The sequence below is a fragment of the Actinacidiphila sp. bgisy167 genome (genome assembly GCF_057707665.1).
Genome location: NZ_JBYIQP010000024.1, coordinates 58,170 through 84,464, shown reverse-complemented (window position 1 = coordinate 84,464; position 26,295 = coordinate 58,170). Strand labels below are relative to the sequence as shown.

Annotated in this window: 19 protein-coding genes and 1 tRNA gene; 11 read left to right on the top strand and 9 right to left on the bottom strand. The window is 71.2% G+C overall.

Annotated elements, in window-relative coordinates:
* Positions 1-8: 8 nt before the first annotated feature.
* Together AC3ET4_RS12595 and AC3ET4_RS12590 are read left to right on the top strand one after the other, a co-directional pair.
* Positions 9-587 carry a methylated-DNA--[protein]-cysteine S-methyltransferase gene (locus AC3ET4_RS12595; RefSeq protein ID WP_431948804.1) on the top strand — a complete coding sequence of 193 codons (579 nt, stop codon included), beginning with the start codon at positions 9-11 and terminating at the stop codon, positions 585-587.
* Positions 588-664: 77 nt separating this feature from the next.
* On the top strand, positions 665-1,468 hold the full coding sequence (locus tag AC3ET4_RS12590; RefSeq protein WP_431948799.1) for an N-formylglutamate amidohydrolase: 804 nt from the start codon (positions 665-667) through the stop codon (positions 1,466-1,468).
* Between the two features lie 21 nt (positions 1,469-1,489).
* Here AC3ET4_RS12590 and AC3ET4_RS12585 read toward each other — a convergent pair whose 3' ends face one another.
* The 5 genes from AC3ET4_RS12585 to rpsA form a co-directional block, all read right to left on the bottom strand.
* Positions 1,490-4,600, bottom strand: coding sequence for an alpha-N-acetylglucosaminidase (locus tag AC3ET4_RS12585; protein ID WP_431948803.1), 3,111 nt, complete (start codon positions 4,598-4,600; stop codon positions 1,490-1,492).
* 145 nt (positions 4,601-4,745) lie between these two features.
* Complete coding sequence (locus AC3ET4_RS12580; protein ID WP_431948798.1) at positions 4,746-5,114, bottom strand: tetratricopeptide repeat protein; 369 nt, start codon at positions 5,112-5,114, stop codon at positions 4,746-4,748.
* 270 nt (positions 5,115-5,384) lie between these two features.
* Positions 5,385-5,987, bottom strand: coding sequence for a dephospho-CoA kinase (gene coaE, locus AC3ET4_RS12575; RefSeq protein WP_431948797.1), 603 nt, complete (start codon positions 5,985-5,987; stop codon positions 5,385-5,387).
* A 54-nt stretch (positions 5,988-6,041) separates the two neighbouring features.
* Positions 6,042-6,977 carry a PAC2 family protein gene (locus AC3ET4_RS12570; protein ID WP_431948796.1) on the bottom strand — a complete coding sequence of 312 codons (936 nt, stop codon included), beginning with the start codon at positions 6,975-6,977 and terminating at the stop codon, positions 6,042-6,044.
* A gap of 149 nt (positions 6,978-7,126) precedes the next feature.
* On the bottom strand, positions 7,127-8,617 hold the full coding sequence (rpsA, locus tag AC3ET4_RS12565; RefSeq protein WP_431948795.1) for a 30S ribosomal protein S1: 1,491 nt from the start codon (positions 8,615-8,617) through the stop codon (positions 7,127-7,129).
* 304 nt (positions 8,618-8,921) lie between these two features.
* On the opposite strand from rpsA, the gene AC3ET4_RS12560 reads away from it, so the two are divergent.
* Together AC3ET4_RS12560 and hrpB are read left to right on the top strand one after the other, a co-directional pair.
* A complete protein-coding gene (locus AC3ET4_RS12560) occupies positions 8,922-9,779 on the top strand; it encodes a class I SAM-dependent methyltransferase (protein ID WP_431948794.1) in 858 nt (285 codons plus the stop codon).
* Positions 9,707-12,385: an ATP-dependent helicase HrpB gene (gene hrpB, locus AC3ET4_RS12555; RefSeq protein WP_431948793.1), complete on the top strand. Its 2,679-nt coding sequence runs from the start codon at positions 9,707-9,709 to the stop codon at positions 12,383-12,385. The genes AC3ET4_RS12560 and hrpB overlap by 73 nt, the downstream gene beginning before the upstream one ends.
* Here the strand turns inward: hrpB and AC3ET4_RS12550 are convergent.
* Positions 12,354-13,142 carry a helix-turn-helix domain-containing protein gene (locus AC3ET4_RS12550; RefSeq protein ID WP_431948792.1) on the bottom strand — a complete coding sequence of 263 codons (789 nt, stop codon included), beginning with the start codon at positions 13,140-13,142 and terminating at the stop codon, positions 12,354-12,356. The two genes, hrpB and AC3ET4_RS12550, sit on opposite strands and share 32 nt — an antisense overlap.
* A gap of 77 nt (positions 13,143-13,219) precedes the next feature.
* A tRNA-Leu gene (locus AC3ET4_RS12545) sits at positions 13,220-13,303 on the bottom strand.
* Positions 13,304-13,392: 89 nt separating this feature from the next.
* Between AC3ET4_RS12545 and AC3ET4_RS12540 the strand changes: the two genes are divergently transcribed.
* From AC3ET4_RS12540 to AC3ET4_RS12515, 6 genes are all read left to right on the top strand, one after another.
* A complete protein-coding gene (locus AC3ET4_RS12540; protein ID WP_431948791.1) occupies positions 13,393-14,031 on the top strand; it encodes an ANTAR domain-containing response regulator in 639 nt (212 codons plus the stop codon).
* Positions 14,032-14,890: 859 nt separating this feature from the next.
* Entirely contained in the window at positions 14,891-16,063 is a 1,173-nt protein-coding gene (locus tag AC3ET4_RS12535; protein WP_431948790.1) for a branched-chain amino acid ABC transporter substrate-binding protein, read from the top strand.
* 133 nt (positions 16,064-16,196) lie between these two features.
* On the top strand, positions 16,197-17,126 hold the full coding sequence (locus AC3ET4_RS12530) for a branched-chain amino acid ABC transporter permease (RefSeq protein ID WP_431948789.1): 930 nt from the start codon (positions 16,197-16,199) through the stop codon (positions 17,124-17,126).
* Positions 17,123-18,490, top strand: a complete 1,368-nt coding sequence (locus tag AC3ET4_RS12525; RefSeq protein WP_431948788.1) for a branched-chain amino acid ABC transporter permease — start codon at positions 17,123-17,125, stop codon at positions 18,488-18,490. Before AC3ET4_RS12530 ends, AC3ET4_RS12525 begins: the two co-directional genes overlap by 4 nt.
* The gene (locus AC3ET4_RS12520; protein ID WP_431948787.1) at positions 18,487-19,419 is read left to right on the top strand and encodes an ABC transporter ATP-binding protein; all 933 of its coding nucleotides are present in this window, start codon (positions 18,487-18,489) and stop codon (positions 19,417-19,419) included. Before AC3ET4_RS12525 ends, AC3ET4_RS12520 begins: the two co-directional genes overlap by 4 nt.
* Positions 19,416-20,180 carry an ABC transporter ATP-binding protein gene (locus tag AC3ET4_RS12515; RefSeq protein ID WP_431948786.1) on the top strand — a complete coding sequence of 255 codons (765 nt, stop codon included), beginning with the start codon at positions 19,416-19,418 and terminating at the stop codon, positions 20,178-20,180. The genes AC3ET4_RS12520 and AC3ET4_RS12515 overlap by 4 nt, the downstream gene beginning before the upstream one ends.
* A 114-nt stretch (positions 20,181-20,294) precedes the next feature.
* Here AC3ET4_RS12515 and AC3ET4_RS12510 read toward each other — a convergent pair whose 3' ends face one another.
* Positions 20,295-20,780, bottom strand: a complete 486-nt coding sequence (locus AC3ET4_RS12510) for a PaaI family thioesterase (protein ID WP_431948785.1) — start codon at positions 20,778-20,780, stop codon at positions 20,295-20,297.
* 56 nt (positions 20,781-20,836) lie between these two features.
* Positions 20,837-23,146 carry an FdhF/YdeP family oxidoreductase gene (locus AC3ET4_RS12505; protein WP_431948784.1) on the bottom strand — a complete coding sequence of 770 codons (2,310 nt, stop codon included), beginning with the start codon at positions 23,144-23,146 and terminating at the stop codon, positions 20,837-20,839.
* 67 nt (positions 23,147-23,213) lie between these two features.
* On the opposite strand from AC3ET4_RS12505, the gene polA reads away from it, so the two are divergent.
* On the top strand, positions 23,214-25,949 hold the full coding sequence (gene polA / locus AC3ET4_RS12500) for a DNA polymerase I (RefSeq protein ID WP_431948783.1): 2,736 nt from the start codon (positions 23,214-23,216) through the stop codon (positions 25,947-25,949).
* Positions 25,950-26,295 lie beyond the last annotated feature (346 nt).

Below are 26,295 nucleotides of genomic sequence, written 5' to 3'. Positions count from 1 at the left end.
CTGGGACCGTGACGCAACCGCAGACCTCAACCGCCAAGGTCGCCTGGACGGTGCTGGAGACACCGGTCGGGCCGCTGCTGCTCGCCGCGACGGGGCAGGGCCTGGTCCACGTCGCCTTCCGGACCGGGGAGGGAGAGGCGCCCGCGGTGCTCGAGCGGATCTGCTCCCGGCTGGGCGCCGTACCCGTACGCGGTCCCGGGCCCGAGGATCCCGCGCAGGCCCGACTGCTGGAGGCGATACCCCAGGTGCAGTCGTATTTCGCCGGGACGCGGCACACCTTCGACCTCGAGCTCGACTGGTCGTTGACGACCGGCTTCAACCGCCGTGTGCTGCGCGCGCTGTCGGGCGGCGTCCCGTTCGACAGCGTGGTCGGCTACCAGGATCTGGCGAACCGGGTCGGTGAGCCGGGCGCGGCCCGGGCTGTGGGGGCGGCCATGGGCTCCAACCCGCTGCCCGTCGTCGTCCCGTGCCACCGGGTCCTGGAGAGCGACGGCGGCATAGGCGGCTTCGGCGGGGGCTCTCGCATGCTCGACGTCAAGCGCTCACTGCTGGCCCTGGAGGGGGTCCTGCCGGAGCCGCTGTTCTGACCAGTGGGGTGCTACGCCGTGGGCGGTTTGCCTTCGCCACGGCGGGTGGCACCACGAACCGCTCAGGGGTGGAGACTTTGGACGAACCGACGTTCCGCATCACCGAGGGAGCACCGGACTCACCGGTGCTGCTCCATGTTCCGCACAGCGCCCGCGCCGTGCCCCACCACGTCCGCGAGCGCATCCTCCTCGACGACGCCGAGCTGGCGAGCGAGCTCGACCACATGACGGACGCGTACACCGACGTGATCGCCGCGCGCGCCGCAGCGGCCACGGGGGCCTGGCAGTTCACCAACCTCCTGTCGCGGCTGGTGGTCGACCCCGAGCGGTTTCCCGACGAGCGGGAGGAGATGCGTGCCGTCGGCATGGGCGCCGTCTACACCCGCACGTCACACGGGGTGCCGCTGCGCGAGCACGAACCCCGGCACGAACGAGTCCTGCTGGACGCCTATTTCGATCCCTACGCGGCCGCCATGACGGCCGCCGTCCAGGACCGCCTGGCGGCCACCGGCCGGGCGGTCGTCATCGACGTGCACTCCTACCCCGCCGCACCGCTCCCCTACGAACTGCACGGCGACGGGCCCAGACCCGCCGTCTGCCTGGGCACGGACGCCTTCCACACCCCGGCCTGGCTGCTGGAAGCCGCCCGCGAGGCCTTCGCGCCCTGCGGCGGAGTCGGCCTCGACTCGCCGTTCGCCGGCACATATGTGCCTCTGAAGCACTACGGCGAGGTCCGCGAGGTGTCGGCTCTGATGGTCGAGATACGCCGGGACGGGTACATGACGGAGCCCGCAGGGGCCCCAGGTGAGGGGCTAAACCGCTTCGGTGACGCCCTGGCCGCCCTGGTCGCCGCCGTGGGCGCGGGCTGCGGCGCCGGCTGAGCACGGGGGCGGCCGGCGGCCTCAGCCGAGCCGGAAGCCGGTGAACTCCACCAGGCCTCGGGCGCCCGTGCCGCCGTTTCCCGCCGTCATGAAGAGCCCCACGTCCTGCGCCCGGGCCGCCGCCGGCACGGTCACGGTGGCCACCTTCCGCCACGTCGTGCCGCCGTCGTTGCTGCACTCGCCCGTGTACGCGCGGCCCCGGCGGCGCAGCCTCAGCAGCACGGGGGCCCGGACGCCGGCGAGCCGCCGGTAGCGGTTCAAGCGGCCGCCGCCATCGGAGTCGTAGGACAGCGTCACCCCGTGACCGGGGCTCACCGCCAGGTTCAGAAAGCCCACAGCGGCCGGATCCTCGAGATCGTCACGGACGATGATGCCCGCCCGCGCCCAGGGGGCGGTCTCGGCCTGGCTGTCGACCCGGGTGGTGACCGTCCCGCCGTCCCGCAGTGCGCGGTGCCGCAGCAGCGCCGCGAACTCGGCGGTCCCCTTCCACAGGTCGCGCCCGGCACCGTCGATGGCGAAGCGGTCGCCGAACTGCCCGAAGACGGCTCCGTTGCCGCCGACGGTGCGGTACGCGTCCTCCAGCAGGCCCGCGACGTACAGGTCCCCCACGGCGACCGCGGGCACCCGCGCGCCGCCCGGCACCGGCTCGTACGCGGCGCGCGCCTCGTACCGCAGCGGCGACAGCGGCCGCTCGGGACGTGCCTCGGGCGCGGTGACGTGCCAGGTCGCCAGGCCGGTCCCGCCGGCCGCCACGCGCGGCAGCGACAGGGACCCGCGGGGCACGGCCCGCACCCCGTCCACGGTCAGCGAGAAGCCCACCGTGCCCGTGGGGGCGAGTCCGTTGGTGTTGGTGAACTCGGCCGTGACCAAGGCTCGACCGCCCGGCCGCAGCGTCGCGGGCTGCGCGGTCACCGTCAGCGAACCCTGGTAGGGAGCCGCGGCAAGTGTCTGGTGGGCGCGCCAGGCAAGCGTGTACGCGTCACCGGTGGGCCGGGTGGGGTAGCTGCGGGCGCGCCTCGTCCAGGGCTCCTCGGCGCGGTACCAGTCGACGGCCCGCGGGGCGCGACGGGCGGTGAGAGCCGCCCCGCACTCCTCAAGGAAGGTCCGCCAGCGCGGGAGATAGAAGTCGGCGAGCAGGCCGTTCCAGTCCCGGTTGGCGTACTCGTGCAGCGTGGCCGAGGTCGCGCGCCCACCCCAGGTGGTGACCAGCACGCGGGCGGTGCGCTCCAGTTGTTCACGCTGCGCGTCCGTCCCGCCCCAGGCCCGGGCCTCGGCGAGCCAGGCGCCGAGCAGGAACGCCCGGTGGCCGCCGGCGACCTCGTCGGCCAGCCGCAGCAACCGCAGCCACAGTTCGGACAGCTGGCGGAAGACCGCCTCGTCGCCGCGGGCGAACGCGGAGCGCAGCTGCGGCAGCAGCTGCCGGCTGCGGTTGGCGACGGCCTGGCGGGCGACATCCGTCAGGTCGTAGCGGTAGGCGTCGCGACCGCGCGCCCCGGCGGACACCGCCAGGAGCGCGGTGAACGCCGTGTCGAAAGCGGCCGGATCGTAGGTGAGGGCGTTCGGCGCGTACACGCTTGCGGAGTCGGCGGTCAGCGACGGACGGGCGGTGAAGAGGCTGTCGTGGGCGTCGGCGCGCTCGAGGGCGTCGTGCCGGTAAGCGGTGCGGCGCAGCGCCTGCCAGGCGACGCGGGCCTGGCCGTCCGCGGCGCCGTAGCGAGTTTGCGCATAGGTGTCGAACCAGGTCGGCAGGTCCACCCTCCGCTCGTGCCAGGGCAGTTCGCAGAACAGCTCGAAGGAGGCCGGGTCGCGCTCGGCGGCCTCCGGCAGATAGCAGGTACCGGCCAGGGCGCTGCCAGGCTTGTCCCGCCAGCTGAAGAACCGGTCCGCCCAGACGTGGGTCTTGGCGCCGATCGTCGTCCGGCCGCCGAAGTTGGGGATGGAACCGAAGGCGTACGGGGTGCCCGCCCAGTCCCGTTCGCGGTCGGTGACCGACGTGAAGCGGTCGGAGACCCCGTCCACCACGAGCATCCGCGCCTTGTCGACGGCTTCCAGCAGATCGGCCCGCGGGTTCTTCTCCCAGCCGAGGATCACCCAGGTCGCACGGGGATGTGCCGCGCGCAGTGCCGACTGGACGCCGCGGGCGGCCGCGGGCACGGGCACGTCGCCCGCGGTGCCGCCCTCGTGCAGCAGGTCCATCTTGAAGAAGGCGGCCGCCCCGAACAGCTCCTTCTGGTGGCGATAGAAGGATGCGGCCACGGCGGCGAAGACGCGTGTGCGCGGGTCGAGCCAGTCCGGACGGGCGAAGCCGTGCCAGGTGCCCTGGGGGACCACGCGTGCCCCCGCGTTGCGCCCGGCGAAGCCGTCCGGGACAGTGCCGAAGTAGCCCGGAAGCACCGGCGCCATACCCAGCTCCCGCAGCCGGCCGGTGATCCTGCGGCCCAGCGCGGCACGGGCGTCGACGAGGCCCGCGGTCAGCGGGCCGCCGTACCCGGAGAGGTTCTGCAACAGCCACCACGGCTGGTGGGACGGGGCCGGCAACCAGGCCAGGGCCTCCCGGTCGGAGTAGCCGAACTCGCGCAGCACACGCCGGTACACCGCCTCGGCACCGGCCACCACCATCACCTCGTTGCAGCCGTGCAGCGCCAGGACGTCGATCAGCCGCTCCCAGCGCGCCCAGTCGGCGTAGGGGGCGGTGTAGCCGTCGCTGGTGTCGTTGAGGACGAAGCGGTGCGGCACGGTGGCGCGCCGGGCGATGCCGCTGGAGGGCGGCGCGGGAAGGGTCGAGGGCAGGGCGTCCAGGCTGTCGCCCGCCCAGGAGACACCCACGCCGCACACATGCTTGAGGTACCAGCGCACGCCGCACAGCACTGTGGCCGGGGACGTCCCGGCCACCTCGATCCGGCCTCGCACGCCGGCGATGCGGAACCGGTCGGACCCATCGCCGTCTTTCGCACCGGCACCGCTCCCCCGGCCCGCCGCCACCAACCGGAACTGCCCCGCGTGGCGCGGCAGCAGGCGGCCCAGCGCGGCCTGCGCGGGAGCGGTGTCAAAAGCCGCTGCCGTGCTCGCGCCCGCCACACCCGTCGAAAGCACCGCACCTGCCGCGGTCGCGGCGGCAGAGCCCAGCAGCATCCGCCTGGTCACTCGAGTCACGGCCGGCTCCCCACAGATGAGGCTGCGTCAGAACACGTGCGGAACCGTAACGGGAGTGACACCACGGATCAATGTGACGCGAGGGGAAGCAGCCCCGATAACGGGCGAACTCCCCCGTCCTGGCTCACTCCGGGCCGGGGAAGCGAGCCGCTTGCAGGTAGTCGGGCTTGGGGTCGAGCGCTGCCGCCAGCCGGAAGTGACGCAGCGCCTCACCGGAGCGGCCGGAACGCTCCAGGGTGCGCCCGAGGGCGAAGTGCGCGTACGCGTTGTCCGGCTCGCGCTCCAGGACGATCTGGAACTCGAGTTCCGCCGGACGCAACTGCGCGGACAGGAAGAAAGCCCGTGCGCGCAGCAGCCGCGCGGCCGTGTTCTCCGGGTGGGCGGCGATGACCGAGTCCAGCAGCTTCACCGCCCCACGGGCGTCACGGGCCGCCAGCAGCTGCTCCGCCGCGCGGAAGTCGATGACATGGTTCTCGGGGCTCTGCTCGGGCACAGCCGCCTCCTTCCACGGGCAGTCAACACGTCACAACTACCCAACATCGCCACCCGCATAAGCATTCCCAGGAGACCTCCGCGGCAGCGCGGAGCTCAGGCCCGGCGTTCACCGGGCGCCCGGCGCCGTCGCGCACTACCCATACGTCCGGGGCGCACCCGCGAACGAGCGCGGCACCACCCGGCCACACGGTGACCGACGTCGCGGGACACCGCCCATGGCCGGCGTCACGGCCTTCGGACAAGGATCAGCTACCGGCTGTCCTGCGGCTCAGCCACCGGCGGCCGCGCGGCGCAACTGCTCCCACAGCTGCCGGACCTGCGGCTCCAACGCCTCCAGCGGGCCGTCGTTGTCGATCACGACGTCGGCGATCGCCAGCCGCTGCTCCCGGGTCGCCTGGGCGGCCATCCGGGCCCGGGCGTCGTCCTCGGTCATGCCCCTCAGCCGCACCAGCCGATCCAGCTGGGTCTGCGGAGCGGCGTCCACCACCACGACCAGGTCGTACTGCGGAGCCAGACCGTTCTCCGTCAGCAGCGGCACGTCGTGCACGACCACGGCGTCCGGACCCGCCGCCCGCTGCAGGGCCGCCGAACGGTCCCGCACCAGGGGGTGGACGATCGCGTTCAGCGCCCTCAGCCGCTCGGGGTCGGAGAAGACGATCGCCCCCAGCTTCGGCCGGTCCAAGGACCCGTCGGCGGCCAGCACCCCCTCGCCGAACTCGGCGACCACAGCCGCAAGCCCCGGTGTGCCCGACGCCACCACGTCACGCGCGATCCGGTCGGAGTCGACCAGCACCGCCCCGTACGAGGCCAGCAGCCGCGACACCTCGCTCTTGCCCGCCCCGATCCCACCCGTCAGCCCCACTGTGACCATGCCGCGAGACTACCGGTGGCCCCGCACCCCCACGAGCCCGGTCGGGACCCGTCGTCAGGACCCGTCGTCCTCGCGGTCGGCCAGGAAACGCTCGAACTCCGCCGCCAGGTCGTCCGCCGACGGCAGCTCGACCGGCTCGGCGATCAGATTCTGCCGGCTGCTGCCGCCCGCCAGCGCGTCGTACTGGTTCTCCAACCCCCGCACCACCGCGACCAGCTCCGCGTCACCGTCGGCGACCTGCCGGTCTATCTCGGCCCGCACCGTGTGCGCCTCCATCCGCAGTGCTTGCGCCACCTGCGGCAGCACCAGGCCGGTCGCGGCCGTCAGCGCCTCCACCACGGCCAACGCCGCATGCGGATACCCCGAACGCGCCAGGTAGTGCGGTACGTGGGCGGCCACGCCCAGCACATCGCGGCCCGCCCCGGCCAGCCGGTACTCGATCAGGGCCTCGACACTGCCCGGCACCTGCGCCTCGTCGAACCAGGCGCGGTGGCCCGGCACCAGGTCCAGCCGGTTGCCGTGCGGCGTCAGCCCCACCGGGCGGGTGTGCGGCACCCCCATGGGGATGCCGTGGAAGGTGAACGCCAAGCGCACGCCCAAGCGCTCCACGATCTGCACCACCGCCGCGGTGAAACGCTCCCACTCGACGTCCGGTTCCTGGCCCGACAGCAGCAGGAAAGGCGAACCCGTACTGTCCCGGACCAGCCGCAGCGCGATCTCCGGCGCCTCGTACCCCGTCCAGCGGTCCCGCGTGAAATTCATCAGTGGACGACGCGCCCGGTAGTCCACCAGACGGTCCGCGTCGAAACGCGCCACCACGCGGTGCTCCTGCAGCCGCAGCACTTCCTCGACGACCTGCGCGCCGGTCTCACCTGCGTCGATGTACCCGTCGAAGTGGTACAGCAGCACAGGACCGATCTCACCGAAAGCCTCGTCGACCGCCTCGGCCCCGCCCGGCTCGTATGCGTACAGCCCCTGCGGATCCAGCACTGCGCACCCTTCCCTCGGTCTTCGTCAACGCTGGGTGCAACGGACCGTACAGCCCGCGCATTCCCGCCCGGACCCGGAGAAACGCGGAAGGACCCGCCCTCCCTGGGAGAGCGGGTCCTTCCGTACTGCGTGGGCGGTACGCCCTGCGATCAGCTCTGGCCGCCGGCCAGCTTCTCGCGGAGCGCGGCCAGCGCCTCGTCCGAGGCAAGGGCGCCGGACTGGTCGCCGGACTCCGAGGAGTACGAGCCACCGGTCGGGCCGGCCGGAGCCGCCTCGCCGGCCTGGGCCGCAGCCTCGGCGTCGGCCTCGCGGGACTTGATGACCTGCGCCTGGTGCTGCTCGAAGCGGCTCTGCGCCTCGGCGTACTGGCGCTCCCACTCCTCGCGCTGCTTCTCGTAGCCCTCGAGCCAGTCGTTGGCCTCGGGGTCGAAGCCCTCGGGGTAGATGTAGTTGCCCTGGTCGTCGTAGGACGCGGCCATGCCGTACAGGGTCGGGTCGAATTCGACCGACGCCGGGTCGGCACCGAAGGACTCGTTGGCCTGCTTCAGCGAGAGGCTGATGCGACGGCGCTCGAGGTCGATGTCGATGACCTTGACGAAGATCTCGTCGTTGACCTGGACGACCTGCTCCGGGATCTCCACGTGGCGCTCGGCCAGCTCGGAGATGTGGACCAGACCCTCGATGCCCTCGTCCACGCGGACGAACGCACCGAACGGCACCAGCTTGGTGACCTTGCCGGGGACGACCTGGCCGATCTGGTGGGTCCGGGCGAACTGCTGCCACGGGTCTTCCTGGGTCGCCTTCAGCGACAGGGAGACACGCTCGCGGTCCATGTCGACGTCCAGGACCTCGACCGTGACCTCCTGGCCGACCTCGACGACCTCGGACGGGTGGTCGATGTGCTTCCAGGACAGCTCGGAGACGTGCACCAGGCCGTCCACGCCACCCAGGTCCACGAAGGCACCGAAGTTGACGATGGAGGAGACGACGCCGGAGCGCACCTGACCCTTCTGGAGGGTGGTGAGGAAGGTCTGGCGGACCTCGCTCTGGGTCTGCTCCAGCCAGGCACGGCGGGACAGGACCACGTTGTTGCGGTTCTTGTCCAGCTCGATGATCTTGGCCTCGAGCTCCTTGCCGACGTACGGCTGGAGGTCGCGGACACGGCGCATCTCGACCAGGGAGGCGGGGAGGAAGCCGCGGAGGCCGATGTCGAGGATGAGACCACCCTTGACGACCTCGATGACGGTACCGGTGACGATGCCGTCCTCTTCCTTGATCTTCTCGATCGTGCCCCAGGCGCGCTCGTACTGGGCGCGCTTCTTGGACAGGATCAGGCGACCCTCCTTGTCCTCCTTCTGGAGGACAAGAGCCTCGATCTCGTCGCCCACGGCGACGACCTCATTGGGGTCGACGTCGTGCTTGATCGAAAGCTCACGCGAGGGGATGACACCCTCGGTCTTGTAGCCGATGTCGAGCAGGACCTCGTCCCGGTCGACCTTCACGATGACGCCGTCGACGATGTCGCCGTCGTTGAAGTACTTGATCGTCTCGTCGATCGCGGCGAGGAAGGCTTCCTCGGAACCGATGTCGTTGACCGCCACCTGCGGGGTGGTACGAGGGGCCTCGGTGCTGCTCGTCATTAGGAAAAGGGCTCCGGTACGGACATGAAGTCGTAGGTACTGCTACGCCGAAAGCCCGTTTCGCTCCTGCCGATTCCGGACAGCCCACAAGGCCGAGAGGTTTACAACAGTTGTGAGCGCAGCCTGCTCCGTCCGAGGCGCGCAGGCTCGCAGCGCAACTTGTAGCATACGGGGGCGGCCGCGCACGGTCAATGCACGAAGAGCGCACCACGGGCGTAAGACCCCGTACCGGGCACTGGCACATAGACGTACTGCGGCGACACCGCAGCCACAGGTCACCACAGAGGGTACGACGACCAGCGCAATGATCCAAGCACCGGCCCCCCGGCCAACCCCCGAAGAACCCGAGGCCACACGCCGTCCGGCAGGCGCCGCCGAAAGCAGCCGGGCCAACCGCGGATGGTGGGACCGCAACGCCGACGAGTACCAGAGCGACCACGGCGAGTTCCTCGGGGACGCCGAATTCGTCTGGGGCCCGGAAGGAGCAACCGAGGACGAGCTCCAGCTCCTCGGCCCCACCGCCGACCTCAAGGGCGCGGCCGTCCTCGAGATCGGCGCAGGCGCCGCCCAGTGCTCCCGCTGGCTCGCCGCACACGGCGCCCGGCCCGTCGCCCTGGACCTGTCCCACCGCCAGCTCCAGCACGCCCGCCGCATCGACGACGCACGCACCGCCTCCACCACCCCCGCCCCCCCGGCGTTCCCGCTCGTCCAGGCCGACGCCGGCGCCCTCCCCTTCACCGACGCCTCCTTCGACCACGCCTGCTCCGCCTACGGCGCGCTGCCCTTCATCGCCGACACCGCCCACGTCATGCGGGAGGTACGGCGCGTCCTGCGCCCCGGCGGCCGCTGGGTCTTCTCCGTCACCCACCCCGTCCGCTGGGCCTTCCCCGACGAACCCGGCCCCGAAGGACTCACCGCCTCCGCCTCCTACTTCGACCGCACCCCCTATGTCGAACAGGACGAGACAGGGCACGCCGTCTACGTCGAACACCACCGCACCCTCGGCGACCGCGTCCGCGAACTCACCGCCGCCGGCTTCCGCCTCGTCGACCTCGTCGAACCCGAATGGCCCGCCTGGAACACCACGGAATGGGGCGGCTGGTCGCCGCTGCGCGGCCGCGTCATCCCCGGCACCGCCGTCTTCGTCTGCATCGCCCTGTGAGCCCCCACCCCGCCGGCCTCCGCGCCGACGCCCTCGCCGCCCTCCCGGTACGCACCGCCCTGCCCGCCCTCCAGGACGCCCTCGGCCACCACGGCTGCGCCGTCCTGGCCGCCCCGCCCGGCACCGGCAAGACCACCCTCGTCCCACTCGCCCTCGCCGGGCTCCTGGACGACGGACCCACCCGGACCGTCCTCGTCGCCGAACCACGCCGCATGGCCGCCAAGGCCGCCGCCCGCCGCATGGCCTGGCTCCTCGGCGAGGAGCCAGGCGGCCGCGTCGGCCACACCGTGCGCGGCGACCGCACGGTCTCCCCACACACCACCGTCGAAGTCGTCACCACCGGCGTCCTCCTCCAGCGGCTCCAGCGCGACCAGGAACTCCCCGGCACCACCACCGTCCTCCTCGACGAGTGCCACGAACGCCACCTCGACGCCGACACCGCCATGGCCTTCCTGCTCGACGTGCGCGCCACCCTCCGCCCCGACCTGCGCATCGTCGCCGCGTCCGCCACCACCGACGCCGACGCCTGGTCCCGGCTGCTCGGTGACGCACCCGTCGTCCACGCCCAGGGACACATGCACCCCGTGGCCGTCACCCACGCACCCCCGCCCCACGGCATCCGCCCGCCCCACGGCGTGCGCGTCGACCCCGCGTTCCTCGACCACGTGGCCGCCACCGTCCGCACCGCCCTGCGCACAGCCGACGGCGACATCCTGTGCTTCCTTCCCGGCACCGGCGAGATCGCCCGCGTCGCCGGCCTCCTCGACGGCACCGGCGTCGAGATCATGCAACTCCACGGCCAGGCGCCCGCCGCCGTCCAGGACGCCGTGCTCCGCGGCGGCGACGCCACCCGGCGCCGCGTCGTCCTCGCCACCTCCGTCGCAGAATCCAGCCTCACGGTCCCCGGCATCCGCGTCGTCGTCGACTCCGGCCTCGCCCGCGAACCCCGCACCGACCACGCCCGCGGACTCGGCTCGCTCACCACCGTCCGGGCCTCCCTCGCCACCGCAGCCCAGCGCGCCGGCCGCGCCGGACGGGAAGCCCCCGGCACCGCCTACCGCTGCTGGAACGAGGCCGAGGACACCGGCCGACCCCGCTACCCCTCGCCCGAGATCGCCGTCGCCGACCTCACCGCCTTCGCCCTCCAGGCCGCCGCCTGGGGCGACCCCCACGCCACCGGACTCGCCCTCCTCGACCCGCCCCCACCCGGCGCCCTCGCCGCCGCCCACGACGTCCTCACCGCCATCGGCGCCTTGCTCCCCGACGGCCGCACCACCGACCGCGGCCACCGCATGGCCCGCGTCGGCCTCCACCCCCGCCTCGCCCGCGCCCTCCTCGACGGCGCCCCCCTCACCGGCACACGGCGCGCCGCCGACATCGTCGCTCTCCTCTCCGAGCCGCCCCCGCGCGGCCACGGCGACGACCTCACCGCCGCCTGGCGCACCGCCCGCCGATCCCACGACGCCCACGCCGACCGCTGGCGCCGCGAAGCCCGGCGCCTCGCCGCCGCGGCCCCGAGCCACCCCGACACCGCGCTCACCGACGACACCGCCGCCGGGCTCGTCACCGCGCTCGCCTTCCCCGAACGCGTCGCCCGCCGCCGCGGAACGGGCCCGGGTACGGGTGCGCCGGGTGCGGGGGCGGGAACGGGAGCAGCCACCGGCTCCGGGGCCGCGAACGGCTATCTGATGGCCTCCGGCACCGCCGCCGCCCTCGCCCACGACACACGCCTCGGCACCCCCCAGTGGCTCGCCGTCGCCGCCGCCGACCGCCCCGCCGGCTCACCCTCCGCCCGCGTACGCCTCGCCGCCGTCATCAACGAGGACACCGCCCGCACCGCCGCCGCACCCCTGCTCACCGAGACCGACGACGTCACCTGGACCGACGGCGACGTCACCGCCCACCACGCCACCCGCCTCGGCGCGATCACCCTCACCACCCGCCCCCTCCCCCGACCCGACCCCGCCCAACTGCGCACCGCGCTCCTCGAGGGCCTCCGCCGCGAGGGAACCCGCCTGCTGAAGTGGACCCGCGACGCCGACACCCTGCGCAGCCGCCTCGCCTTCCTCCACCGCGAGATCGGCGAGCCCTGGCCCGACGTCTCCGACGAGGCCCTGCTCTCCCGCGCGGACGACTGGCTCGCCCCCGAACTCGCCACCGCCCGCCGCCGCGCCGACCTCGCCCGCGTCGACGCCGCCACCGCCCTGGGCCGCCTCCTGCCCTGGGCCACCGGCGACGCCGCCCGCCTCGACGAACTCGCCCCGGAACGCCTGGAGATCCCCTCCGGCTCCAAGGTCCGCGTCTCCTACGACGACGACCGCCCCGTGCTCGCCGCCAAGCTCCAGGAACTGTTCGGCTGGACCAGCACCCCCCGCATCGCAGGCGGCCGCGTCCCGCTCCTCGTCCACCTGCTCTCCCCCGCAGGCCGCCCCGCCGCCGTCACCGCCGACCTCGCCTCCTTCTGGCGCGACGGCTACCGCGCGGTGCGCGCGGAGCTCCGCGGCCGCTACCTCAAGCACCCCTGGCCCGAGGACCCCACCACGGCGGTCGCCACACGGCACACCACCGCCCGGCTCAATGCTTCGGGCCGACGAAGCGGTCCATGAGCGCGACGGACTCCCGGCGGGCGACGGAGATGTTGTAGGGAGCGCTGCCGCGCCGGGCGACCCGCCACTCGACCCCGACCTTGTCGAGGGTGTCCGTGAGGAGCCGCCTGATGTCGTCCGACCGGTTGGTGAAGAAGTAGCGGGGGTATTCGTAGCGCTTGCTTTCCCCTGCGACGATCCGCGTCGTCCAGTTGGTGATCCGGCAGCCGTCGGAATGGATGAGTCCTCGGATGAACGCCCATGGGTGGTCATCCACGATGGCCTGCTGCCACGGCTCCAGCACGATGCGTCGCTCGTGTTTCTTGCCCGCCCCGTGCTGCGGGAACATGCACCACAGGTGCTTCGAGTAAACCTTGACGTTTCGGCACCCGGTCTTGCGGACGCGGCACGTCTTGTTGTGAGGAAAGACGGCGCGCATCGCCCTCTCCGCCTCATCCATGAGTCCGGGCCACTCCTCCGAGCAAGTGATCATGAGGCTCGGCACGCGGTGCTGCGAATACTGGATGATGTGGCCGTCGCCAAGATAAAGGCCCAATAGATACGCGTATGCGGCGTCGTGGAGTGGGGAGCCGTCGCAGCGGGGGCACGGCGGCACCGGCCGCCCAGGGCATTCGCCGCGCGTGGCACGGTCGAGGTGCAGCCAGTAGCCGATGGTGCCGGGCGGTACACCGAGCCTGCGAGCCACTTCCGCGTTCTTGGCACCGGCACGGCACAAGGCGACCGCTTGATGACGCAATTCGTAACCGTGTGCGACCATGCCATCACTTTGCGCCCGACCCAGTCACCGCACAGGCGAACGGTGGACGGTCACTCGAAAGAGTGATCATTGGGGAGTGCCGGGTGCGGGACTTGAACCCGCACGCCCTTTCGGGCAATCGCTTTTGAGGCGATCATGTCTGCCGATTCCATCAACCCGGCCGGCTGCGGATCACAGCGTACCCTGTGGGTAGTCGACCCCGCAGCTAGGTAGGCTCTACTTGCAGCACCTGCCTGGAACGAGGAGTCCCGTGAGCGCCGCCGAGCCCGACCACGAGCACGTCGACGTGCAGTCGCACGTACCACCGCAGACCACCCGTGTGGTGATCGCCGAGGACGAGGCTCTGATCAGGCTGGACCTGAAAGAGATGCTCGAGGAAGAGGGCTACTCCGTCGTCGGCGAGGCGGGCGACGGCGAGACGGCCGTGCAACTCGCCGGCGAGCTGCGGCCGGACCTGGTGATCCTGGACGTGAAGATGCCCGTCCTGGACGGGATCTCGGCCGCGGAGCGGATCGCCAAGGAAAAGATCGCCCCGGTGCTGATGCTGACCGCCTTCTCCCAGCGCGAGCTCGTGGAGCGGGCGCGGGACGCGGGTGCCATGGCGTACCTCGTGAAGCCGTTCAGCAAGAGCGACGTCGTGCCGGCCATCGAGATGGCGGTGTCGCGGTTCACCGAGCTGCGGGCGCTGGAGGCGGAGGTCGCGGACCTGAGCCTGCGGCTGGAGACGCGCAAGTTGGTCGACCGCGCGAAGAGCGCCCTGCAGACGAAGTACGGGCTGTCGGAGCCGGCCGCGTTCCGCTGGATCCAGAAGACGTCGATGGACCGCCGCATGACGATGCAGGCGGTGGCGCAGGCGGTACTGGACGAGGTGGACGGCGGCGCCAAGTAGCGCGCGCCCGCTCGTATACGGTCGGCGCCGAGCAGTGCGTCGGCCCGCCAGGGCCTCCGGCCACGTGGTCGGGCCGGTCGCGACCGCGGCAGGGCGACGTCCGACGCGGTCGCGGCGCCTTGCCATCGGTGACAGCGAGGTGGTCGACCGCGGCACTCCGAGAATGTCGAACCACAGGTCGCACTCGGCGCCGCCATGGGCCCCGATGTCGATCATGAGGGGCTGGCGCTTGATCTGCATGGCCTCCCAGGCCTGTGCCGACTGCCGTCGGCGAGGACAAGGCAGTGGAGCTCGTCGCCGAGGCGTGCGCTGACGGAGTCGTCGAACGGTGACCGCGACGCGCATGCGGCAGAAGCGGCCTTTCGCGGGGTGTTCGGCGCGTCGGGTGCCGACAATGGCGGGGATACCGCAAGGCAGCGCCAGGGCACGGTATTCGGGATTCCCCGCCTTGACGGCGGGTACGTCGACGGGGATTTCGAGTCGCCTGAGGGGGCGTCGGGTCAACGGCGGGGACAGGTCCCGGCCGCCGCGGCGGCGAGCGTCGCTGCGGTGGCTCCGGCGAGCGCCGCGGCCAGAACGGTCATGGCGGGTCGGCGAGCCGAAAGTGAACAAGGCACCTCAAAAAGGACTTTTGACGACACATCAACTTTCCGAGGTCGTCCGGTTACCGGTAAGGACCGTTCTGTTTCCGGCACATGACCGAGGTCACCGTCCGATCACATCTCTTGCTGCGGCCTATCTGTGCGCCTGATCAGCGGATTAGATTCCCGCCACACCACGTGATGTTCACGCGGTCGCAATCCGGAGGGCCTACGGCCCGCCGACTCGTAGTCCCATTGGGCGGCTCCAGGGGGTCGTAGTGCTCAACAAGAAGTTCGTCAAGCTCGCTATTCCGGTGGCAGTTGGCGCTCTCGCACTCACCGCGTGCGGTGGCGGCAAGGACGACAGCGGCAAGGGCGGCGGCAAGCCGACGTTCTCCATCGGCTTCCAGGGGCCGCTGTCCGGCGACAACAGCGCGCTGGGCATCAACGAGAACAACGGCATGAAGCTGGCTGTCGAGGAGGCCAACGCCAAGGGCGACCTCCCCTTCACGCTGAAGGTCGTGGACGGGGACGACCAGGGTCTGCCGGACCAGGCGCCCGCCGCCGCGCAGAAGCTCATCGGTGACTCCAGCGTCGTCGCTGTCGTCGGCCCGGCGTTCTCCGGCCCGACGAAGGCCACGGGTGGCCTGTACGCCCAGGCGCAGCTCGCCGCGGTGTCGCCGTCGGCGACCAACCCGGATCTGACGAGCCAGGGCTTCACCTCGTTCCTGCGCGGTGCTCCGAACGACAACGAGCAGGGCGCCGGCATGGCCGAGTACCTGTCGAAGAAGGTGAAGGCCAAGAAGGTCTTCGTCATCGACGACAAGAGCGAGTACGGCGTCGGCCTGGCCAAGGTCGCGGTCGACGGCCTGAAGGCCGCGGGTGTCACGGTGGAGACGGACTCCGTCCCGGCGAAGACCCCGGACTACACCGCTGCCGCGACGAAGGTCGTCAACTCGAAGGCCGACGCGCTGATCTACGCGGGTTACTACGCGGACCTGTCGCCGTTCGCCAAGAAGCTGGCCGACGGCGGCTTCAAGGGCGTCGGCATCTCGGGTGACGGCTCCAACGACGCGAAGTTCGTGGAACTGGCCGGCTCCGCGGCCGAGAAGTGGTACCTGACCTGCCCGTGCACCGACGCCACGAAGAACGAGAGCACCAAGGCGTTCACCGAGGCGTACACCAAGAAGTTCAACACCGCCCCGGGCACCTACTCCGCCGAGTCGTACGACATCGCGAACCTGATCATCTCCGAGATGAAGAAGCTCGGTAAGGACGTCACGCGCGAGAAGCTGCTGGCGGCTCTGAAGGGCGTCAGCTACAAGGGCCTGACCAAGGAGTTCTCCTTCGACGACAAGGGCGAGCTGAAGATCAAGAACGTGTACCTGTACCAGGTCGCCGACGGCAAGATCGGCTACCTGGGTGACGTGGCCACCCTCAGCAACGGCTGATCCGGCAACAGGCACCTGAGGTGGGGGGCGTGGGGCGCGGCACATATTGCGGCCGGCGCCCTGCGCTCCCCATCGCTGTGCCGGACGTGTGTTCGCCGCCCTGCACCGGCTTCAGCAAGGATTCCCACGCACGATGAATCTCTTCCACAACTTCTGGGACTACTTCATCCCAGGCTTGACGACGGGCTCCATGTACGCCGTCATCGCGATCGGGTACACCCTGGTATACGGCGTGCTCCAGCTCATCAACTTCGCCCACAGCGAGGTCTTCATGATGGGCGGCTTCGGTTCGCTCGTCGTGCTCTCCGAGCTCGCCCCGCAGTCCCCGCACGGGTTCACCTCCGTCGTGTGGGTGATCGTCGGCATGATCGCCGGCGCCCTGGTCGGAGCGCTGACGGCGTTCGGGCTGGAGAAGGCGGCGTACAAGCCGCTGCGCAAGCGCAACGCCCCCAAGCTGGTCTTCCTGATCAGCGCCATCGGCGCCTCGTTCTTCCTGTACAACCTGGCGGGCAAGCTGTGGGGCCGCAACCCCGTGCCGATGCCGGAGCTGTACACCAACGGTGAGGTCTTCAGCGTCTTCGGTACCCCGGTGAAGATCACGCAGCTGATCATCATCGGTTCCGCGGTCGCGATGATGATCGGCCTGGACATGGTGGTCAACCGCACGAAGATGGGTGCGGGCATCCGGGCCGTCGCCCAGGACGCCGAGACGGCGGGCCTGATGGGTGTCGACATCGACAAGATCATCTCCCGTACGTTCATCATCGGCGGTCTGCTGGGTGGAGCGGCGGGCTTCCTCTACGGCTTCGGGATCTCCGGCCAAATCTGGTTCACGGTGGGCTTCCTGCCGGGCATCAAGGCCTTCGCGGCGGCGGTGCTGGGCGGTATCGGCAATATCCGTGGTGCGATGCTGGGCGGTCTGCTGCTGGGCATCGTCGAGAACCTGAGCTCCCCGCTCTTCGGCACCCAGTGGATCGACGTGACCGCGTTCGTGGTCCTGATCCTGGTGCTGATGTTCCGTCCGACGGGCATCATGGGCGAGCGTCTGGGGAGGTCGGCATGAGCGACGCGACCGCTTCCAAGTCCTTCTCGGTGGACGTGGCCAAGCTGCGCCGCAGGGCGTGGTACCAGGAGCCCCGTTGGACCCGCCTGATCGCCATGGTGGTGCTGGGCTTCATCCTCGCGTTGATGACTGGCGAGGACGGCAACCCGGCGGAGAAGTTGTCGGCGTTCACCGGCGCCTTCGAGTCGGCGCGCCTGTACATCTGCGTCGCCATCCTGGTGGGTGTGTGGGCGCTGGTGGAGTTCGGCGCTCCGGTGCGGGACGCGGCCCGGCAGGGTGCGCAGGGTGTCAACAAGTCGCTGGAGCCGACGCGGGCGATGTTCCGGTCCAACGGCTGGCTGCGCCTGGGCGGACTGCTGCTCATCCTGGTGCTGGCGATTGTGATCCCCGCCAACGCCAGCCTGTTCTGGCAGGAGGTCCTCGTCACGCAGATGGGGGTCTTCATGATCATCGCGGTCGGTCTGAACGTGGTGGTCGGCTGGGCCGGTCTGCTGGACCTGGGCTTCATCGCCTTCTACGCGATCGGCGCGTACTCCTGCGCCTTCTGGACCGGACACATGCCGGTGAAGCCGCCGTTCACCGTGGGCGCGCTGGAGTCGATCCCGTTCGCCATCGTCACCTGCCTGATCGCCGGTGTGCTGCTGGGCGCCCCCACGCTGCGGCTGCGCGGTGACTACCTGGCGATCGTGACGCTCGGCTTCCACGAGATCGTGTACCTGGTCGCCAAGAACTCGGACGGGTTCACGAACGGTTCGCGCGGTGTGATCGGCATCCCGCACCCGTCGATCCACATCGGTCCCATCAACTACGACTGGACGCTGGACCCGCTGCCCTACTGGTACCTGCTGCTGTTCTTCCTGGTGGTGCTGGTCTTCCTGTACAACCGCCTGGAGCACTCGCGGATCGGCCGCACCTGGACGGCGATCCGGGAGGACGAGGTGGCCGCCTCGGCGACGGGCATCAACACCGTCCGGTACAAGCTGCTGGCGTTCGCGATCGGTGCCTCGACCTCGGGTCTGGCGGGTGTCGTCTACTCCAGCAAGGTGGGCTTCATCAACCCGGAGAACTTCACCATCGTGCTGTCGGTGCTCGCGCTGGCGTACGTGGTGTTCGGCGGCATGGGCTCCATCGCCGGCGTCCTGTTCGGTGCCGCGCTGCTGGTGTGGCTGCCGAACGCGCTGCGCGACTACGTCCCGGAGCAGGACCGCTTCATCTACCTGGGTGCGCTGCTCGTGCTGATGATGATCTTCCGTCCGCAGGGTGTGATCCCCTCCCGCCGCAGGCAGCGCGAGCTGCACATGGCGGAGGCGGGCATCGGTGACGCCGATGCGATGACCGAGCCGACGGGAGGCGTGAAGTCGTGAACGCGGTGCAGGAGGCGGGCGTGCAGCCCGCGCAGACCGGTGGGGTGGTGCTGCAGGCCCGTGGCGTGACGCTGCGGTTCGGCGGTCTCACCAGCCTCTCGGACGTCGATCTGACCATGCGGAGGGGCGAGATCCTCGCGGTGATCGGCCCGAACGGCGCGGGCAAGACCTCGCTGTTCAACTCCCTGACGGGTGTGTACGTCCCGCAGGAAGGCTCGATCACCTTCCATGAGGAGGGCGGTGCGGAGCACAAGCTGCTCGGCACCAAGCCGTACCTGGTGAACCGTTACGGCGTGGCCCGGACGTACCAGAACATCCGGCTCTTCGGTGCTCTGACGGCACTGGAGAACGTCAAGATCGCGGCGGAGTCGCGGCAGAAGTCGGGAGCGATCTCGATCATGCTGGGCATGCCATGGGCGCGCCGGGACGAGAAGGCCAGCGACAAGCGGGCGCAGGAGCTGCTGGCCTATGTGGGCCTGGCCGGCAAGCACAACGAGTTGGCGGCCAGCCTCTCCTATGGTGACCAGCGGCGTCTGGAGATCGCCCGGGCGCTGGCGACCGATCCGAAGGTGCTGCTGCTGGACGAGCCGGCGGCCGGCACGAACCCGACGGAGAAGCTGGAGCTGGAGCAGCTGATCCGCCGGATCAACCAGGAGCTGGGCGTCAGCGTGCTGCTGATCGAGCACGACATGAAGCTCGTGATGTCGGTCGCCGACCGCGTCATGGTGCTGAACTTCGGCAAGGTGATCGCCGAGGGTCTGCCCGAGGAGGTGCAGCGCGATCCCGCGGTGATCGAGGCGTACCTGGGTTCGGCCGACGAGGAGGCCGTGGAGGCCGTCGCGGAGATGGTGGAGATCGCCGAGTCTCACCACGCGGCCGACGCTCCGGAAGTCCCCGCGCCGCGTGAGTCCGAGGAGGAGGGCCGATGACCGAGGCCGCCGAGTTCGAGAAGGCGACGCCTGGTGTGGCCCAGGCCCCGGCGATGCTGGAGCTGGTCGACCTGCAGGTGTTCTACGGCGCGATCCAGGCGCTCAAGGGCATCAATGTGACGGTCCGGCAGGGCGAGGTCGTCGCCCTGCTGGGCGCGAACGGCGCCGGCAAGACCACCACCCTGCGCACGATCTCGGGTCTGCTCCAGCCCCGGCACGGCGAGGTGCGCCTGGGTGGCGAGCGGATCGACGGCGTTCCGTCGCACAAGGTCGTGGAGCTCGGCATCGGCCAGTCGCCGGAGGGCCGCAGGGTCTTCCCGGTGATGACGGTGCTGGAGAACCTGGAGATGGGCGCGTACCGGTTCAAGGGTGTCTCCAAGGATGACCTGGACCGTGTGCTGACCCTCTTCCCGCGTCTGGCGGAGCGGCGGACGCAGCTGGCGGGCACCTTGTCCGGCGGTGAGCAGCAGATGCTGGCCATCGGCCGGGCGCTGATGGGCCGGCCGAACCTGCTGCTGCTCGACGAGCCGTCGATGGGTCTGGCGCCGCTGATCGTCCAGCAGATCTTCGAGATCATCAAGGAGATCAACGACCAGGGCACCACGGTGCTGCTGGTGGAGCAGAACGCTTCCCAGGCGCTGCAGTTGGCCGACCGCGGCTATGTGCTGGAGACGGGCGCGATCGTCATGGAGGACGACGCCTCGTCCCTGCTGTCGGACCCGCGTGTGCGTGCCGCCTACCTCGGTGAGGGCGCGGCGTAACGTACGGCGTCGCATGGCGCGCCTTGTGGCGAGGAGAACGGCCCCTGGGTTCCGGGGGCCGTTCTCGTCATGTGCGTCCGTGCGCCGCGGGCGTGGGCCCCGTCCGGACGGGAGTCAGGAGGCGGCGGTGCCCGACGCGGCAGGGGCGGCCGGGCGCAGCGCGCAGGTGAGGCGGGCGGAGCAGACGCGGCGGTCCTGCTCGTCGCTGATGACGATCTCGTAGGTCGCGGAGGAGCGGCCGCGGTGGACGGGGGTCGCGACGCCGGTCACCCGGCCGGTGCGGACACCGCGGTGGTGGGTGCAGTTGAGGTCGACTCCGACGGCGATCTTGGCGGGGCCTCCGTGCAGCATGGCGCCGATGGAGCCGATGGTCTCCGCCAGGACGGCGGAGGCGCCGCCGTGGAGGAGCCCGTAGGGCTGGGTGTTGCCTTCGACGGGCATGGTGGCCACGACGCGCTCCGCGCTCGCCTCGACGATCTCGACGCCCATGCGGGAGCCGAGGTCGCCGGCGGAGAAGAGCGCCTCCAGGTCGACGCCGAGCCCGGCGTACTGCTCGATGACCTCCGGGGAGAAAAGGCTGGAGGTGGTCTGCTCGCCCATGGACGGTGGCTCCGATCGTCGTCGTTCGGTGTACTGGCCCGTGTTCTACCGGACGGTCAGCGGGGGCCGCCGACCGGGGTGGTCGGTTCCAGCCGGACGACGACGGACTTCGACGCCGGGGTGTTGCTGGTGTCGGCGGTGTGGTCGAGCGGGACCAGGACGTTGGTCTCCGGGTAGTAGGCGGCGGCGCAGCCGCGGGCCGTCGGGTAGTGGACGACCCGGAAGCCCTCGGCGCGGCGCTCGGTGCCGTCGGTCCACTCGCTGACGAGGTCGGTGTGGGCGCCGTCGGTGAGGCCGAGTGCGGCGGCGTCGTCGGGGTGGACGAGGACGACGCGGCGCCCGCCCTTGATACCGCGGTAGCGGTCGTCGAGGCCGTAGATGGTGGTGTTGTACTGGTCGTGCGAGCGCAGCGTCTGTAGCAGCAGCCGTCCCTCGGGAACGTGCGGGTACTCCAGGGGCGCGGCGGTGAAGTGGGCCCGCCCGGTGGCGGTGGGGAAGCTGCGGGAGTCGCGCGGGGCGTGCGGGAGGGTGAAGCCGCCGGGGCGGCGCACCTTGACGTTGAAGTCGTCGAAGCCGGGGACCACCCGGGAGATGCGGTCGCGGATCCGGTCGTAGTCGACCTCGAGCTCCTCCCAGGGCACCCGGCTGTCCGGGCCGAGGACGGCACGGGCGAGGCGGCAGATGATGGCGGGCTCCGACAGCAGGAGGGGGCCCGCGGGCTCCAGGCCGCCGCGTGAGGCGTGCACCATGCCCATGGAGTCCTCGACGGTGACGAACTGCTCGCTGGCCGCCTGGACGTCCCTCTCGGTGCGGCCCAGCGTGGGCAGCATCAGGGCGCGGGCGCCGGTGACCACGTGGGAGCGGTTGAGCTTGGTGGACACGTGAACGGTGAGGCGGCAGCGGCGCATGGCGTCCTCGGTGACGTCGGTGTCCGGTGACGCGGCGACGAAGTTGCCTCCCATGGCGAAGAAGACCTTGGCCCGGCCGTCGCGCAGGGCGCGGATGGCGGCGACGGTGTCGAGTCCGTGCTCGCGGGGCGGGGCGAAGCCGAACTCCTTCTCCAGGGCGTCCAGGAAGGCGGGCGCGGGCTTCTCGTAGATGCCCATGGTGCGGTCGCCCTGGACGTTGCTGTGGCCGCGGACGGGGCACACGCCGGCGCCGGGGCGGCCGATGTTGCCGCGCAGGAGGAGGAAGTTGACGACTTCCTTGATGGTGGGCACGGAGTGCTTGTGCTGGGTGAGGCCCATGGCCCAGCAGACGATGACGCTCTTGGCGTCGAGGACCATGGCGAGCAGCCGGTCGATGTCGGACTTCGGCAGTCCGGTGGCGCGCAGCACTTCGCCGGGGTCGGTGGCGCGGGCGGCGGCCGCGCACTCCTCGAAGCCGTGGGTGTGGCCGGCGATGAAGGCCTGGTCGAGCACGGTGCCGGGCGCCTTGTCCTCGGCCTCGAGAAGGGCCTTGTTGAGGGCGCGGAAGAGTGCCTGGTCCCCGCCGAGCCGGATCTGCAGGAAGAGGTCGGCGAGCGGGGTGCCGCCGCCGGCCAACCCCTTGGGGGTCTGCGGGTTCTTGAAGCGCTGCAGGCCGGCTTCGGGCAGCGGGTTGACCGTGACGATCTTCGCGCCGCCGGCCTTGGCCTTCTCCAGGGCGGAGAGCATGCGGGGGTGGTTGGTCCCGGGGTTCTGCCCGGCGACGATGATCAGGTCGGCGCGGTACAGGTCCTCGAGCAGGACGCTGCCCTTGCCGATGCCGATGGTCTCCGCGAGCGCCGAGCCGGACGACTCGTGGCACATGTTGGAGCAGTCGGGCAGGTTGTTGGTGCCGAACTCGCGGGCGAAGAGCTGGTAGAGGAAGGCGGCCTCGTTGCTGGTGCGGCCGGAGGTGTAGAACACGGCCTCGTCGGGGCTCGCCAGGCGGTTCAGCTCGTCGGCGACGATCTCGAAGGCGCGCTCCCAGGGGACGGGCTCGTAGTGGTCGGCGCCCTCGGGCAGGTACATGGGCTGGGTGAGGCGGCCCTGCTGGCCGAGCCAGTAGCCGCTGCGCCGGGCGAGGTCGGCGACGGGGTGCGCGGCGAAGAAGTCCGGGGTGACCCGGCGCAGGGTGGCCTCCTCCGCGACGGCCTTGGCGCCGTTCTCGCAGAACTCGGCGGTGTGCCGGTGCTCCGGCTCGGGCCAGGCGCAGCCGGGGCAGTCGAAGCCGTCCTTCTGGTTGACCTTGAGGAGGGTCAGCGCGGTACGGCGCACCCCCATCTGCCGCTGCGCGACGCGGAGGGTGTGCCCGATGGCCGGGAGCCCCGCAGCTGCGTGCTGCGGGCCGCTGACCTCGGGTGCGTCCTGGACGGGGTCGCCTGCGGGTGCTTTGCCTGCCATGGGAGCGATCCTGCCACGACGAGGCGCGGGACGGGCAGTGTCGGTCGGGCGTGGGAGGATCGGTGACGTGGCAGCAAAGGCAGAGAAGACGAACGCAGCGACCGGCACCGCACCCCGGGAGGGTGGGCGGCCCCGGTTGCTGCTGCTGGACGGGCACTCGCTGGCGTACCGGGCGTTCTACGCGCTGCCGGTGGAGAACTTCAACACCACCACCGGCCAGCCGACCAACGCGGTGTACGGCTTCGCTTCGATGCTGGCGAACACGCTGCGTGACGAGCAGCCGACGCATCTGGCGGTGGCGTTCGACGTCTCGCGGCGCACGTGGCGTCTGGAGGAGTTCCCGGAGTACAAGGCGACCCGGTCCGCGACGCCGGACGAGTTCCGCAGCCAGGTGACGCTGATCGGTGAGCTGCTGGACACGATGAACGTGCGGCGTTTCGCCACGGAGGGCTACGAGGCGGACGATGTGATCGCCACGCTGGCCACGCAGGCGGAGGCGCTGGGGTACGAGGTGCTGATCGTCACCGGCGACCGTGACTCCTTCCAGCTCGTCTCGGACCACGTCACGGTGCTGTACCCGACGAAGGGCGTCTCGGAGCTGACCCGGTTCACCCCGGGGAAGGTCGAGGAGAAGTACGGGCTCACCCCGGCGCAGTACCCGGACTTCGCGGCGCTGCGCGGCGACCCGTCCGACAATCTGCCGGGCATCCCGGGTGTCGGTGAGAAGACCGCCGCCAAGTGGATCAACCAGTTCGGCTCGTTCGCGGCGCTCGTGGAGCGCGCGGACGAGGTGAAGGGCAAGGCGGGCGAGAATCTTCGCGCCCACCTGGAGTCGGTGAAGCGCAACCGCCGGCTGACGGAGCTGGTGCGGGACGTGGAGCTGCCGTGCGGGCCGCAGGAGCTGGAGCGGCAGCCGTACGACCGGGATGCGCTCAACGTGGTGCTGGACACCCTGGAGTTCCGTCATGCCAATTTCCGGGAGCGGCTGTACGCGGCCGATCCGGGTGCCGCGCAGGAGGGCGCGCGCGAGGTCGCCGGCGGCGTCGCCGTGGAGGGCCGAGTGCTGGCCGCCGGCGAGCTGGCGGACTGGCTGGTGGAGCACGCCGGCGGGACGCTGGGCGTCGCGACGGTCGACGCGTGGGCCCTGGGCGCGGGGAGCGTGTCCGAGGTGGCGCTGGCGACGGCGCAGGGGCCGGCGGCATGGTTCGACCCGGCGGAGCTGGACGAGAAGGACGAGCGGGCCTTCGCGGCGTGGCTGGCGGACGCCGCCCGGCCGAAGGTGCTGCACAACGCGAAGAACGGGATGCGGGTCCTCGCCGAGCACGGCTGGAGCGTGGACGGGGTCGCGATGTGCACGGCGCTCGCCGCGTACCTGGTGAAGCCGGGCCGTCGTTCGTTCGCGCTGGACGATCTGTCGGTGGAGTACCTGGGCCGGGAGCTGGCGCCCGCGGGCGGCGAGGACGGCCAGTTGGCCTTCGGAGCCGACGAGGAGGCCGAGGCCGAGGCTTTGATGGTGCAGGCCCGCACCGTGCTGGATCTGGGTGAGGCCTTCGCCGCACGGCTGGAGCAGGACGGCGCCATGCGGCTGCTGCGCGAGGTGGAGCTGCCGACCTCGGCGCTGCTGGCGCGCATGGAGCGGGCGGGCATCGCCGCGGACCGCGAGCATCTGGAGCGCCTGGAGCAGCGGTTCGCGGGCGAGGTGCAGCTCGCCGTGAAGGAGGCGCACGCCGCGGTCGGGCACGAGTTCAACCTGGGCTCGCCCAAGCAGCTGCAGGAGGTGCTCTTCGGCGAGCTGGGGCTGCCCAAGACGAAGAAGACCAAGACGGGTTACACCACCGACGCCGACGCGCTGGCGTGGCTGGCGGCGCAGACCGAGCACGAACTTCCGGTGATCATGCTGCGGCACCGGGAGCAGGCGAAGCTGCGGGTGACGGTGGAGGGGCTGGTCAAGACGATCGCTCCGGACGGGCGGATCCACACCACGTTCAGCCAGACCGTGGCGGCCACGGGCCGACTGTCGTCGACCGACCCCAATCTGCAGAACGTGCCGGTGCGCACCGACGAGGGCCGGGCGATCCGCCGCGGCTTCGTCGTCGGCGAGGGCTACGAGTCGCTGCTGACCGCCGACTACAGCCAGATCGAACTGCGGGTGATGGCGCATCTGTCGGAGGACGAGGGGCTGATCGCGGCCTTCGACTCCGGCGAGGATCTGCACACCACCGTCGGCAGCTACGTCTTCTCGGTGCCGCCGGAGCGGGTGGACGCCGAGATGCGCCGCAAGATCAAGGCGATGTCGTACGGCCTGGCGTACGGGTTGTCGGCCTTCGGCCTGTCGCAGCAGCTGGGCATCGAGGCGGCCGAGGCGCGCGGCCTGATGGACACGTACTTCCAGCGCTTCGGCGGCGTGCGGGACTATCTGCAGCGCGTGGTGGAGGAGGCGAGGGTCACGGGCTACACGGAGACGCTCATGGGCCGCCGCCGTTACCTCCCGGACCTCAACAGCGACAACCGGCAGCGCCGCGAGATGGCCGAGCGGATGGCGCTGAACGCGCCGATCCAGGGCTCGGCCGCCGACATCGTCAAGATCGCGATGCTGAAGGTGGACGCGGCGCTGGCGAAGGAGGGGCTGCGCTCCCGGCTGCTGCTCCAGGTGCACGACGAAATCGTGGTCGAGGTCGCCCCCGGCGAACAGGCCGCGGTGGAGGAGCTCGTCCGCCGCGAGATGGCGGCTGCCTATCCGTTGCGGGCGCCCCTGGACGTCTCCGTGGGCGTCGGCCCGGACTGGGAGTCGGCGGCCCACTGACGGGACGTTCCCGGCTCACTGACGGGACGTTCCCGGCTCACGACGGCCGTGCCGCGAGGCGCGGGTCTCCGGCGCCCTCCTGAACTGAGCGCGCCAGGGAGGCGGGTGGCACGGTCGGCCCCAGCATGGGGTGCCGGGGGTGCCGACGCGGGCCGGCGGCTGACGGCTGGCGGCCGGCGGCTGGCGCGAACGGGGCGGGGTGCTGCCGGTGCCCGGGTGCCGGGTTCGTCTCGCGCCTTTAGGGCGCACAGCGGCGGCTGCGGACGGGAGCCCGGAGCCGGACGGGCACGCGCGCCCTGCGGAGCGCCGCAGGCTCACCGGGCGGCGGGCCTCGGCGGTGTGCGGG